Here is a 12,695-nt window from a genome sequence, read left to right as displayed (position 1 = left end):
CTATTATTAAAGTTATGTTGCGGAAATTAGTGACAACGTTAGATGGATATTGCCTCAGTGGCAAGTGAAGTTTACAGCAGAATTGTAACAGATAACGTATTTAGCATGTTACGTTAACGTAACATGCTGAAATCGATGTGATAATATTTAATCTAACAACTGGTCTGTCTTGGCTGCCATAATGAAATCATTTTTATGTAAGCCTTTAATTGAATGCGACCACCAAGTGACAGTTACTTTACCCCATTCGGTTAAAATTCCAGGGTGATGAAACTCTGCCTCGGCCAAATCGGCTAGCTTATTGGTAAATTCCATAGCCAATTTAAAGTTTTTAAATTTATAGACTCGCTCAAGCTGCATGATGCCATCTCGAACTTCGACACCCCAGTCTGGGATCATACCGATAAGCTCCGCTAACTCTGCATCAGTTACTTTAGGTGCATCTGCTTGACATGCTTCACATTTCATCTCGGTTAATGCGCTCATTTATACTCCTTGGCTTAATTTAATCTTGTGTGCTTGCAGCATGATAACTACACGCTGGGGTTAACAGATTTTGGCTCAAATTTAGGTTCAAACAGGCCTAACTGCTGCGCTTTACTGACCATAGCCATAATGTCCATACGGGCAATTTCATCTAGATAGTCTATATTTTCAATAACATAATATATAGGCTGCATAATATCGATGCGATATGGCGTACGCAGTACATCAAGTAAATCGAAGGTTTTACGCTCAGGTTTATCGCTCAATGCATACATGGTTTCACCGGGGGAACTTAAAATACCACCGCCGTATATCTGTAACGGCTCATCTTTTGCTTGCACCAGGCCAAACTCGATAGTAAACCAATACAAACGAGCTAAAAACACCCGTTGCTCTTTGGTTGCCGCCAAGCCTAATTGACCGTACATATGGGAAAAATGGGCAAAAGAAGGATTGGTTAACAAAGGGCAATGACCAAAGATTTCATGAAATATATCTGGCTCTTGCAAGTAGTCGAATTCTTCTTTAGTGCGAATAAAGGTTGCTACCGGAAATTCTTTATTCGCTAAAAGTTCAAAAAAACGACCAAACGAGATAAGTGCAGGTACAGCAGCGGTTTTCCACCCTGTAGCTTGTAGCAGTACCCTGTCTATTTCAGGTAATTGTGGGATCCGATCAACCGACATCCCAAGCGCATCTAGACCTTTTAAATAAGCCGGACAAGCTCGCCCAGGCAAATTAGTCACCTGGCGCTGATATAACTGTTGCCATAGTTGATTCTCGTGTTCTGAGTAATCAATGTAGCCTTGGGCGTCAGGTTGATGGGCAATATACTTTGTTGCTGTAGTCATAGGTTCCACTTTACGTAAACTTCACTTATTACATAGTGTGCTAAGGTGAACGTTTTGTTAACTACTTCACAGTTTATTGTCTCATGATAAAGCTGCACTATTTGTAAACAAATTAATACAATGGCAACAAATCTTAGCCATAATCGCTTGCTCATTTTGTGCGAAGTTGACTAAATTGATGCAAAGCTGACCAGTATAATTTTGCAATCAATATCAATAATTTCGCTGGAACTTGAGCTGTGATAATTTACAATGTAGACAGAACATGACTCATTTATTCACAGGACGATTAAACTATGGCAATTTTGGTAACCGGTGGCGCAGGCTATATAGGTACGCACACAGTAGTAGAGCTACTAAATGCTGGACAGGAAGTGGTCATCGTAGACAATTTATCGAACTCAAGTGTTGAAGCATTAGCTCGTGTAAAAACCATTACTGGTAAAGATGTCACGTTTTACCAGGGTGATATTCTTAATAAAGCGTTACTGCAAAAAGTGTTTGTCGATCATAGTATCGAATCTGTTATTCATTTTGCTGGCCTAAAAGCCGTTGGTGAGTCGGTTGCTAAGCCGCTGAAGTATTATGAAAACAACGTTACAGGCACCATTATTTTATGCCAGGTAATGGCTGAAAATAACGTTAAAAACTTGGTATTTAGCTCATCAGCTACTGTGTATGGCGACCCGGCAAGCTTACCGATTAAAGAAGATTTCCCTACCGGTGCAACCAATCCTTATGGTCAGTCAAAATTAATGGTAGAACACATTCTGGCTGATTTACATCACTCGGATAATAGCTGGAATATCGCTCGTTTACGTTACTTTAACCCTGTAGGTGCCCACGAAAGTGGCTTAATTGGTGAAGACCCTAACGACATTCCTAATAACTTAATGCCATTTATTGCCCAGGTTGCTGTAGGTAAACGTGAGCAATTGAGTGTGTTTGGCAATGATTACAACACCCCAGATGGTACTGGCGTGCGTGATTATATTCACGTGGTCGATTTAGCTATTGGTCACTTGCAGGCACTCAAAAAATTGCAAACTAAGCCAGGGTTAGTCACTTATAACCTAGGTACTGGCATAGGTTACAGTGTGTTAGATATGGTAAAAGCATTTGAAAAAGCCTGTGGCAAAACCATTGCTTATCAAATCAGCCCTCGCCGCCCAGGTGATATTGCCGCCTGTTACGCAGATCCAAGCTTTGCAGCGACAGAATTAAACTGGCGCGCCACCCACAGCGTAGAAGATATGGCAAGCAGCAGCTGGAAATGGCAATCAAATAACCCTGATGGGTATAAAATGCCAAGCGCTTAACAATTTTTTGCTGCAGCTAATGCTAATATTGGCTGTTAGTTGCAGCAAATAATAAAGCCAAATGGACAAATAATGACCCAAGGTATTAATCAAAGCCGCCGTAATCTTTTTAGCCGCCGTAAAACCAATGTGATCCGCCCGCCCTGGAGTAAAGACGAGCAAACCTTTACGGATAATTGCACCCGTTGTGATAAATGCATTAATGCGTGTGACACACAAATCATTAAACGTGGTGAAGGTGGTTTTCCTGAAATTGACTTTAGCCAGGATGAATGCACATTTTGCAAACAATGTGTTGAGGTGTGTCCTGAACCTGTTTTTGATACCAGTGCAACGTTACCGTGGAACATAGTTGCCAGTATAAAAGACAACTGTTTAACCGAGAAAGGCGTATGGTGTCAAAGCTGTAAAGATGCCTGCGACCCCCGCGCTATTAGCTTTACCATGGCGGTAGGCCAAGTGCCCAAACCACGAATAGACACAGAAGCATGTACAGGATGTGGCGCTTGTGTTTCACCTTGTCCGTCAGATGCGATCACATTGATGCCATAGGGTTAATAAAACCCACAATTTATCGTTTTGTTATGTTGTCTTTAACGCTATATTAGCACCCCTATTTAACCATATACCCAAGGCACTGCGATGTTTGGCCAAAAAAAGCCTGTTAACCCATTAAGTTTTATTGCACAAGAATGTCATTTAACAGGAAAATTGATGTTTAGTGGTGATGTCCTGATTGCAGGTCATGTTAATGGCGATATTCAGGCACAGGGTAATGTAACGATAGAACCCTCAGGAACAGTTGAGGGTGATATTTTATGTCGCGAATTGAAAATAGCAGGCCAAATGTCTGGAGAAGCTCGCTGTAAAAAAATCACCCTTCATGAACAAGGCGTTTTTGAGGGTGATGCTTATTGCGAAAACATTGAAATTTTAGATGGCGGCCAATTTTTAGGCTATCGTCACCGCGACCCACTCTCGACCTCATCAGCCAATACAGACGCAAAAAACGCTGATAAAGCTTAAGTTATATTTGAGTTAACACTTTGGTTATGTGCTGGTTTTGTTGGTGTTAAAACGCTGACAAGTGTCTTGTATGGTTAACCAACTGACCTGCTCATTGGTATAAATATGATATGTGGGTTGCACTTTGTTAGGGTCATCAAGTGATGCTATCGACAAAGTGCAGTACTGCGGGTAATCCACATGTCTATAGGTCATACTGGTGCCACATTGCTGACAAAAACCACGACGAATATCAGCAGAAGAAGCAAACTCTGTGATCTGCCCTTGCAGCCATGTTACCTGTTCGGTATTAAAATCCATCCAACTCATCACCACCGCACCTGCACTTTTACGGCATTGGCTACAATGGCAATGATCGGCATCAAATGGCATGTCAGTTGTCTGGTAACGAATAGCGCCACATAAACACCCGCCTGTTAATAGCATGGTTAATTATTCCCCTTGTAAATGCACCTCAGTCAACGTGGCGGCTTGGTTCGACTGCTGCCATTGGCGTAACAAGCTAACAAACTCTTTTGGGTCGCGATCAATACTGTCTGTCGATAAATAAAGATGATAACCCAGTTGCTCATTTAAGGTTTGGCAGCGGTGTCCAAACATGGCTAATACGCCACGATAGCGGTCGCCATTTACAATTAACGGCGTGTATTCTGTGCCTAAATAGCCTTCTAAACTTTGTAAGTCTTCATCTTGTGTAGCTGCCGTCATTAATAGCGGTCGTTGCTCGGTTAGCAAGCCTGTGGCTAAACGCGGCGAAATACAATCTAAAATAGGGTTAATTTGTTTCAGCTTAACGCCAATGTAGGGCAATTCAATCAACTCCATATTTTGATTAACTCTTACATTGTCAAGACGTTGTATATTAGACCATTCAATAAATACCTGCCCCCGACGATGAAAAAAGCACATTCCTTGGGCGGTTAATTTAAAGCTAACTGCGGGTTGATACACTTTGGCTATGCCTAAAATTAACCCAACAGATCCCAGCGCAAACAACATCATGCCAAGCGCAAACAAGCTGCCAAAGCCAATAAAAATCACTAAGCTTGATAACAGGCTAATCGAACCAAATAAGGTTAGCGTAATCCCATTGCGTTTTGAAAAGGGGGTGATCAATAGCTCATCGATCATTTAGCGTGTCTCCTTGGCGATGGGCGGGTGTAATATAAATTTAATGTTGAGCCACAACATACCCACATATTCGTGAATGGAACGTTGAGAAGCCAATAATTGGTCTGCATCAAGTCTCCACCAAAAACTCTGACGAGCAATAAAATCGGTTGGCGCTGCTTGCGGCTGCATGCCTATTTGAGTAAAAATCATCATTGCACGCGGCATATGTGTTGCTGATGTCACCAGTTTAAAAGGTTGTGAACCAATCAACTGCTGCAGAGCGTAAGCCTCTTCTATGGTATCTTTAGGCTGGTCAAACTTAATGATATTGGCCGGGTTTACCCCAAGTTCAATCGCTGCGTTGCCCATGATACTGGCGTGTGGTGTCGGTTGTATGCCGCCACTGTAACCGCTCACCACTAATGTGCATTGTTGCCCTAAACTCAGTTGCCTTATTCCTTCACTTAAGCGTGCTAATGCGGTGGCAGATAACTGCTGCACAGCAGTTAAGCCTGGCTTTTCGGTATTACTTGAGCCTAATACCATCACCACGCACCCTTGTGCCATATTTTGGTTATTAGGGAGAAAACGAGACTCTAATGAGTCGGATAACCAATAGCTAACCTGCGATTGGCTGCACAAAAACAACACAGCTATAGCGAGTGATAAGCTGACTTTACCAAGCTTAAGCAACCATTGGCCTTGACTGCGCCATAATAACGCGGCTAACAACAACAGCAACACAGTTAACGGAATGGGCATCACTAATTGTGACAAGAGCTTTTTAAACCAAAACATCAATCATTCACTCAATCTTTATTCAGTCTTAGATTCAATATTAGTGCTAGTGTAACTTAGTCTACGCAAAACAAAAACGGCACTATTAAGTGCCGTTTAGATACCACGCAAATTGGGGTAAACCTACTTTTCGTCTTTGCCCCAAAGCCATGCAGCGCCACGTACGCCAGATGATGCACCAAATTTGTTTTTAACAACTTGCGTGCCACACTCACGGCCCACAACATATTTAGGTAGCACTTTAGGTAACTCGGTATAAATGGCTTCGATGTTGGATACGCCGCCACCTAAGACAATCATATCTGGGTCCATCATGTTTATCACATGAGCAAGTGAACGTGCTAAGCGATCGATAAAACGCTCAAACGCTGCTGTTGCTAATGGGTCACCCTGCTGCATCATTTCAGCAATTTGAATACCACTGGTGGCATCGCCACCGGCAGCACGAAAGTCACGCACAAAACCAGTGCCAGAAATAAAGGTTTCAATACAGTCGCGGTTACCACAAAAGCACGTAGTGGTATTAAACTCATCGGGTGTCATCCAAGGTAGCGGGTTATGCCCCCACTCACCACCAATGCCATTACCACCACCGTGTACTGTTCCGTTAATTGATACACCTGCACCGCAACCTGTACCGATAATGCCACCAAATACGACACGCTTTCCGGCTGCTGCGCCGTCAACGGCTTCTGAAACCGCAAAACAGTTTGCATCGTTAGCTACACGCACTTCACGGTGTAAAACATCACTTAAATCTTTGTCTAATGGATGGCCGTTAATCCAGGTTGAATTTGAATTTTTAACTAGCCCAGTAAACGGTGATACCACACCAGGAATACCTATCCCTACAGAACCCGTTTGCTCTGTTGCTGCTTCAGCATCCGCTACTAAACTGACAATAGCTTGCACTGTATCAGGGTAGTTTCTTGGCGTAGGAATGCGCTTTCTGAATATTTCAGCACCGTCATCTGCTAACGCTACTATTTCAATTTTGGTCCCACCGAGATCGACGCCCATGCGCATCATAACTAGCCTCTCCATTATTCGTGTTAAGTTTTGTCCATACTTGCAAACTCAGGATAAACCTAATTTTTTGCTAACCACGCCTTAGACGCAGCAATAAAATATGGATTTAAAATCGTTTCTTTTTGATTATATTCAAGTGGTGTCATGGCTGGATAAGCCAACACAACCCCACCTGCACTTTCTAGTACTGCTTGCGCTGCTGCGGTGTCCCATTCGCTGGTTAATCCAAGCCTTGGATACACATCAGCTTGCCCTTCTGCCACCATGCAAAACTTTAGCGAGCTACCGACACTGAGCATAGTGTGCTCACCCAGCTGCTCCAGATATAACGCCACATCGGGGCTCACGTGAGAACGGCTACCAACCACGACCGGAGGGGTATTTATTGCACGTGAACTAATATCAAGTTCGGTGACAATACCCTCATGCTCAAGCCAGGCTCCATGGCCTAATATGCCGCTGTAACATTTATTTAAAACGGGTGCATAAACCACCCCCGCAATTGCCTTTCCTTGATGAATTAACGCAATATTAACGGTAAACTCACCATTACGTTTAATGAACTCTTTGGTGCCGTCAAGTGGATCAATTAACCAATATGTTTGCCATGTTTGTCTTTCGGTCCAGCTGATGTCGGCGGCTTCTTCACTCATGACGGCAATATCAGCAAAATGCGTTTTGAGCCCAGCCACAATCACATTATGACTAGCAATATCGGCAGCAGTAACTGGGCTGTCATCTTGTTTAACTTCAACACCTAAATCAGCTTTAGCATAAACCTGCATTATGGCTTTACCGGCGTCTTTGGCCAGTGTGACTATGTGCTCTAAATCAGTGAGCGAAAATGTAAAATTCGACAAATCTATTCCTTAAATTTATAGCGGTTCGATGTAACATTTTTGCATTATGCCATCGTTCACGTCATAAACTGATATATTGATTTCATCGAAGTTAAGCCAATTAGGATTAACATTGCTTTATTAACGCTCACTATCAAACAACATACCTGCAACAACCTCTGCCTGTTGATACTAAGCTAAGCACTACAAGGCGCAAAGCAAACTGTGCATTTCTGCATTCGTATTCAATCATTGGCATAAGCAATATTTCACTAAAACGCTGAGAATACATTGAAAAGGCAATGAATCTTGTCGAACAAGCAGCCTTTTCCATCTTCCCTTTTCTCTTTTAATAATTCTAAAAGGCCAAATATCATAGCGCTTTGGTTATTTTTATATTGTCTACTTGTAACACCACACCTTGTTGATCTCCCCAATTAGGGAATATCACTAAGGGCGTATCCACTTTGGTTAAATCCAGAGTTGAGCCGGTATTATTTTGTAGACCAGTCAAACTGATATCATAATGTGTCCATACGCCTATCTCGGGTGCGTTAATGGCAAAATCACCAGAGCTACATGGGTGCTGACAATCCATTTTAATGTTTAACGAACGTGACGCTCTTGGATCTGATACCACATATAAGTCAAAAGATAAGGTGGTAAAATCACTTAAATCAAACACGGTAGGGCTTTGAAAATACCCAACAGCCTCATTAGTGTTAAAGGTTAATTGAGTCACCATGTTGTGTTCGCCGCCAACATCTACCTGTGCTTCTGCAAGTTCTCCAGAAGCAACATATTGACCGTAGGCAAAAGGCGCATTTGTAGCGTCGTCATACACACTCAGTTGAGTTTGGTTATCTAGTTGGTATTGATAACGAACATTATCTATTTGAAACTCAATCGGACCTGTAGGTTCAATCACAAACGGGTTGACGATATCAGCAAAGTTGACCGTACTACCTGGTGAAAAACGGTTACCATTAGCCACAAGTGTTGCCAGTGGCACACTCACTTGCTGCCACTGTTCAAGCGTTGTTGGTAATTCTATGGTTGCATCACCGACATTTGGCCAACCACTGTCAGCTTTAACCAATACTTCGGTACCGTCTGCAATAGATAATACTTTAATATCAAAAACTAACGCACCTAATGCCTGCCAGTGGCTTAAATCGGCTCTTGGGCTGTACTCAAAATACAGATTACCAGTATCGCCCGTTTTAGTAATCTGTAGTACGTTTCCCTGGGTGTCGTCCGTTATCACTTGATAACTTATGGCATTATCAGGGTTGTAACTGTTAAAAATTAATCCTGCTGCTAAAGCATCTTGATCGCCAAAACTAAACAGGTTTAATGGTGATTGTTGGCCAAAGCTGGTGTCGGGGATAACAATCTCTGGTGCTGTTTGCCCTGGCGTTACTGTGACGGTTTCGTCAATGGTTTCGCACCCCGCGCCAGTACTTGGCGACTGCGCACATTCATAAACGCGAACATAATCCACTACCATGGATTGCGGAAATACTGACGGATCAATACCTGTGTTATGCACGTTTGCCGACCAGGCGCCGCCCACAGCAAGATTTAATAACATATGAAAACGTTGATTAAAGGGTGCATCATCTGGTGCGTTAACTAATTGGCCTTCGTCGTCTACGTATTGGCTATACCAGCCAGAAGATTGTTGGGTGGCAAAGTGTACATCGTCAACATACCAGCGTATTTCATCTTCTTGCCATTCAACGGCATACACATGAAAGTCATCTGCTGGATTGGCCCCGTCAGGTAAGGTGTACTCCTGCCCTGTGTAAACATTGTTTGGCCATTGCTTACCGTAATGTAAAGTGCCGTGGATCGCCGCCACTGGCGCTTCGCCGTCGACTTCTACCTTAAGATTCACCGCTTCCATGATGTCAATTTCACCTGAACCAGCCCATGGGCCATATACCCAATCGGTTGGAAGCATCCAAATTGCTGGCCATGTACCTTGGCCTTGAGGTAACTTGGCACGGATCTCAAAACGGCCGTATTTCCAATCACCTTTATTTTTAGACACTAACCGTGCAGAGGTATAGTCAAGGGTTTTGGAGGTATCGTTAATATCATAGCTTGGGTCTGAGTCGTTAACCGCTGGGCCCGAATACGTTTCTTTGATGGCGGTTATGGTTAACATGCCATCGGCAACTGAGGCGTTTTCTGTTCTGGCTGTGTAACATTGAGCTTCGTTATTACCGCCGCCATAACAGTCAACAGCAAAACTCCATTTGTTGCTATCGACTGCATTGCCATCAAATTCGTCTTGCCAAACCATATTCCAACCGCTATCAGAACTATCAGCAATACTGGTATCTTCTTGAGTGATAATGGCGTCATCGTCAGAACACCCCGGCATTAATACCAGTGTGGTTAAACAAAGCAAAAATGAATATTTATTATTAAAGTAGCTCATTGTTTTCCTCATTTATGGTTCTTCGCGCTTTGCAAATAACAGTGTCTAAAACACCATTAACCACATCACTTGGCACAAATTTGGGTTGAGTTAAGCTAGACTCATCTAAAATAGATGAGCCTAACTTAGGTAACGCTTTGGTTATTGCTTACAAGTGACTGTGTTTTCGCTCGGCTGAGACTTGATCACCACATCGCTAAAGCTGATGTCTACTTTAGCGTCGGTCGCTAGGTAAAACGGCATGGTGATTTTGCCAAAGTCCATAGGCTCATCTGCAAAACATGCCAGTGAAAAGCTTAAGGTTTGCCACTCACCCAACTGACTATTAACCTGCTGAGCAATATCAAGCTGTTTACGACAGTCTCCTTCACAAGCCATACCTAGCCACAACGGTTTTTCAAGCACGGCCGAACTCTTGATGCTTATCGACAATGCTGAATCACTGTTACTGTAGGCTCTAAAGTCACGTGGGAAATTACTCACTAAACCAACAATACCTTGTTCGCTGCCATTAAATGACACTAAACGAGCATCTTCTTGCACGACGCGATCCATGGTGCGAATAGTTAACGCGCTATTTTTGGCCACACTGCTCGACATACCTTGACGCTCTACGCTATTGGCAATGTACATAGACCAAGGAGATTTCACTGCGCGCTCAAACAAAGCCAAGTCAGAAATGGTTTGCTCAGCCGCTAGGTTGTCTTCAGACAAGCTATCTAACACGACAGCGCTCGATACATCTGACTGATAATTTAGCCCATAACCAAATGGAATAAGCGGCTTGTATTGTGCTTTTTGCTCAGCTGATGCGCTTTGTAGCGGCACATTAACTGTGGTTTGTTGTGGTGTTGCAGGCCATGAGAATGACAATTTACCCACAAAGTCATGCTGCACTTTTCCGTTGGCATCGGTAAACAACACATCGGCAATCCCTTGACCTTCAGAGCCAGGTAACCATGCTGCAACAAAAGCATCAGATGCATTAAATTCAGGATTTACCCACATTGGGCGGCCACTGATAAATACCGACACAACAGGAATACCTTGTGCTTTAAGTTGTTTTAACAAGGCTAAATCGCGTTTGTCACCCCGTTGATATTCTAAATTATCAATATCACCGTTACCTTCTGCGTATGGCTCTTCTCCATAAACCACAATGGCCACGTCAGGTTTTTGTTGCGTGGTTAACTCGCCAGTAGGACTTAATATTGCCTGGCCACCCGCTTGCTTAACGGCTTGCTCAATACCAGAGTAAATTGAGGTTGCCCCAGGGAAATCAGCATTTTGATTGTCAGTACCCTGCCAGGTAATGGTCCAACCGCCAGACTGCTTACCAATATTATCTGCAGCGTCACCCGCAACCAAAACAGTTGATTTGGGTGACAGTGGCAATAACTTTTGATTATTTTTCAATAATACCAATGACTCACGCACAGCTTGACGTGCAACTTCACGATGACTTTCTTGGCCTATTAATTCTGTTTTACCTGATAATGGACGCTTAGCAGGGCTTGGCTTATCAAATAAACCAGCCCTAAATTTAACCCGCAAAATACGTGATACGGCATCATCTAATCGGGCTTGGCTAATTTCACCACTGTTAACCTGCGCCACAGTGTTTTCAAATAAGGGTTTCCATGCCGCAGTTGGCACCATAAAAATATCTAAGCCAGCGTTGGCAGCCTGAGCACAAGACTCGTTGGTACAGCCCGGAATTTGTCCATGGCCGTTCCAGTCACCTACCACAAAGCCGTCAAAGCCCATGCGGTCTTTTAACACATCTGTCAGCAGGTATTTATTGCCATGGTTTTTAACCCCATGCCAGCTGTTAAATGAAGCCATCACACTTTGCGCACCTGCATTTAAACCGCCAACATAACCTTGAGCATGCACATCAACCAATGTTTGCTCACTGGCAATATTGTCGCCCTGATCGATGCCTTTTTCTGTGCCACCATCGCCTAAAAAGTGCTTAACCGTTGATAACACGCGTTGATCCGATAAAAAGTCGCCATTTACAGCACCTTGCAATCCTTCAACAATGGCAAATGAGTAATCTCTTACAATGGTAGGATCTTCTGAATAGCCTTCGTAACTGCGGCCCCAACGGTCGTCTTGAACCACAGCAACTGTAGGTGCAAATACCCAATCGATACCCGTTACCATCACCTCTTTTGCTGTAATCGCTGCAATTTGTTCAATCAACTTAGGGTTATTGGCTGCACCTAAACCGATGTTGTGCGGAAATAATGTCGCGCCAATCACATTGTTGTGACCATGTACCGCATCGGTACCCCACATTGTCGGAATATTAATGCCATCGACAGAATCATCGACAGACGCTTGATATAAGGCTTCAGCTAAGGCAATCCAGTCCGCTGGTGTGGCGTGTTTATCATTATTTGGGTAAGCGCCACCGCCATTAAGGTATGAACCAAATCCATACTTACGCATATCTTCAATGGTAATGTCGCGGATTTCGGGTTGGATCATCTGAGCCACTTTTTGCTCTACGGTCATTTTTGCAACCAATGCCGCAATTTTAGCTTCAAGCGCTGCATCTTTCGCAATAGCAGGAGTCAGCGCTGGCCATAAATCAATGCCAGATTTTACCGCTGTGTCCTCAACAACTCCCGCAGAAGTGTCAGGAACTTGCTCAACAGGAGTCGAATCGCTGCACCCAGTTAAGCTTAAAATCACAGCTAAACTTACTGTACTCAGTGGCAAAGCTAATTTACCTGACGTAAATCCGTTAATAAATTGATTGGTGTTCATTGTGTTT

The 12,695-nt window shown here is 43.4% G+C and carries 12 protein-coding genes; 3 read left to right on the top strand and 9 right to left on the bottom strand.

The genetic code is table 11. The annotated features are described in order from the left end of the window. Window positions 1-147 precede the first annotated feature (147 nt). Entirely contained in the window at window positions 148-486 is a 339-nt protein-coding gene (locus K8B83_RS09870; RefSeq protein WP_223419840.1) for a 4a-hydroxytetrahydrobiopterin dehydratase, read from the bottom strand. A 47-nt stretch (window positions 487-533) separates the two neighbouring features. Beyond that, window positions 534-1,337 carry a phenylalanine 4-monooxygenase gene (gene phhA / locus K8B83_RS09865; protein WP_223419836.1) on the bottom strand — a complete coding sequence of 268 codons (804 nt, stop codon included), beginning with the start codon at window positions 1,335-1,337 and terminating at the stop codon, window positions 534-536. A gap of 296 nt (window positions 1,338-1,633) precedes the next feature. Here phhA and galE point away from each other — a divergent pair, with 296 nt between their 5' ends. The 3 genes from galE (at window position 1,634) to K8B83_RS09850 (ending at window position 3,682) form a co-directional block, all read left to right on the top strand. After that, window positions 1,634-2,656, top strand: a complete 1,023-nt coding sequence (galE, locus tag K8B83_RS09860; protein WP_188739517.1) for a UDP-glucose 4-epimerase GalE — start codon at window positions 1,634-1,636, stop codon at window positions 2,654-2,656. Window positions 2,657-2,728: 72 nt separating this feature from the next. After that, the gene (gene napF, locus K8B83_RS09855; protein ID WP_188739518.1) at window positions 2,729-3,208 is read left to right on the top strand and encodes a ferredoxin-type protein NapF; all 480 of its coding nucleotides are present in this window, start codon (window positions 2,729-2,731) and stop codon (window positions 3,206-3,208) included. Between the two features lie 90 nt (window positions 3,209-3,298). Then, entirely contained in the window at window positions 3,299-3,682 is a 384-nt protein-coding gene (locus K8B83_RS09850; RefSeq protein ID WP_223419835.1) for a bactofilin family protein, read from the top strand. A gap of 24 nt (window positions 3,683-3,706) precedes the next feature. Here the strand turns inward: K8B83_RS09850 and K8B83_RS09845 are convergent, their stop codons facing one another. The 7 genes from K8B83_RS09845 to K8B83_RS09815 all read right to left on the bottom strand — a co-directional run bounded on the left by K8B83_RS09845 (window position 3,707) and on the right by K8B83_RS09815 (window position 12,688). Next, a complete protein-coding gene (locus tag K8B83_RS09845; RefSeq protein ID WP_223419833.1) occupies window positions 3,707-4,108 on the bottom strand; it encodes a GFA family protein in 402 nt (133 codons plus the stop codon). Between the two features lie 6 nt (window positions 4,109-4,114). Further along, the gene (locus tag K8B83_RS09840) at window positions 4,115-4,813 is read right to left on the bottom strand and encodes a DUF2982 domain-containing protein (RefSeq protein WP_223419831.1); all 699 of its coding nucleotides are present in this window, start codon (window positions 4,811-4,813) and stop codon (window positions 4,115-4,117) included. Then, window positions 4,814-5,593 (bottom strand): YdcF family protein, encoded by a 780-nt coding sequence (locus K8B83_RS09835; RefSeq protein WP_223419828.1) that lies wholly within the window; start codon window positions 5,591-5,593, stop codon window positions 4,814-4,816. A 123-nt stretch (window positions 5,594-5,716) separates the two neighbouring features. Next, window positions 5,717-6,622 carry a fructokinase gene (gene mak / locus K8B83_RS09830; RefSeq protein WP_188739523.1) on the bottom strand — a complete coding sequence of 302 codons (906 nt, stop codon included), beginning with the start codon at window positions 6,620-6,622 and terminating at the stop codon, window positions 5,717-5,719. Between the two features lie 59 nt (window positions 6,623-6,681). Next, window positions 6,682-7,482 carry a 3'(2'),5'-bisphosphate nucleotidase CysQ gene (gene cysQ / locus K8B83_RS09825; protein WP_223419826.1) on the bottom strand — a complete coding sequence of 267 codons (801 nt, stop codon included), beginning with the start codon at window positions 7,480-7,482 and terminating at the stop codon, window positions 6,682-6,684. Between the two features lie 352 nt (window positions 7,483-7,834). Beyond that, window positions 7,835-9,910, bottom strand: a complete 2,076-nt coding sequence (locus K8B83_RS09820) for a glycoside hydrolase family 16 protein (protein WP_223419824.1) — start codon at window positions 9,908-9,910, stop codon at window positions 7,835-7,837. Window positions 9,911-10,051: 141 nt separating this feature from the next. Continuing rightward, window positions 10,052-12,688, bottom strand: coding sequence for a glycoside hydrolase family 3 protein (locus tag K8B83_RS09815; protein WP_223419822.1), 2,637 nt, complete (start codon window positions 12,686-12,688; stop codon window positions 10,052-10,054). Window positions 12,689-12,695 lie beyond the last annotated feature (7 nt).

It is taken from the genome of Shewanella inventionis (assembly GCF_019931735.1).
GTDB lineage: Bacteria > Pseudomonadota > Gammaproteobacteria > Enterobacterales > Shewanellaceae > Shewanella > Shewanella inventionis.
This window is presented reverse-complemented; position numbering and strand designations above follow the sequence as displayed.

Bases quoted from the DNA above. Each gene is read 5' to 3' on its own strand.
- K8B83_RS09850 (WP_223419835.1), top strand. From the start codon at position 3,299: ATGTTTGGCCAAAAAAAGCCTGTTAACCCATTAAGTTTTATTGCACAA.
- K8B83_RS09820 (WP_223419824.1), bottom strand. From the start codon at position 9,910: ATGAGCTACTTTAATAATAAATATTCATTTTTGCTTTGTTTAACCACA.
- mak (WP_188739523.1), bottom strand. From the start codon at position 6,622: ATGATGCGCATGGGCGTCGATCTCGGTGGGACCAAAATTGAAATAGTA.
- K8B83_RS09840 (WP_223419831.1), bottom strand. From the start codon at position 4,813: ATGATCGATGAGCTATTGATCACCCCCTTTTCAAAACGCAATGGGATT.
- K8B83_RS09870 (WP_223419840.1), bottom strand. From the start codon at position 486: ATGAGCGCATTAACCGAGATGAAATGTGAAGCATGTCAAGCAGATGCA.
- napF (WP_188739518.1), top strand. From the start codon at position 2,729: ATGACCCAAGGTATTAATCAAAGCCGCCGTAATCTTTTTAGCCGCCGT.
- phhA (WP_223419836.1), bottom strand. From the start codon at position 1,337: ATGACTACAGCAACAAAGTATATTGCCCATCAACCTGACGCCCAAGGC.
- galE (WP_188739517.1), top strand. From the start codon at position 1,634: ATGGCAATTTTGGTAACCGGTGGCGCAGGCTATATAGGTACGCACACA.
- K8B83_RS09815 (WP_223419822.1), bottom strand. From the start codon at position 12,688: ATGAACACCAATCAATTTATTAACGGATTTACGTCAGGTAAATTAGCT.
- K8B83_RS09845 (WP_223419833.1), bottom strand. From the start codon at position 4,108: ATGCTATTAACAGGCGGGTGTTTATGTGGCGCTATTCGTTACCAGACA.
- K8B83_RS09835 (WP_223419828.1), bottom strand. From the start codon at position 5,593: ATGTTTTGGTTTAAAAAGCTCTTGTCACAATTAGTGATGCCCATTCCG.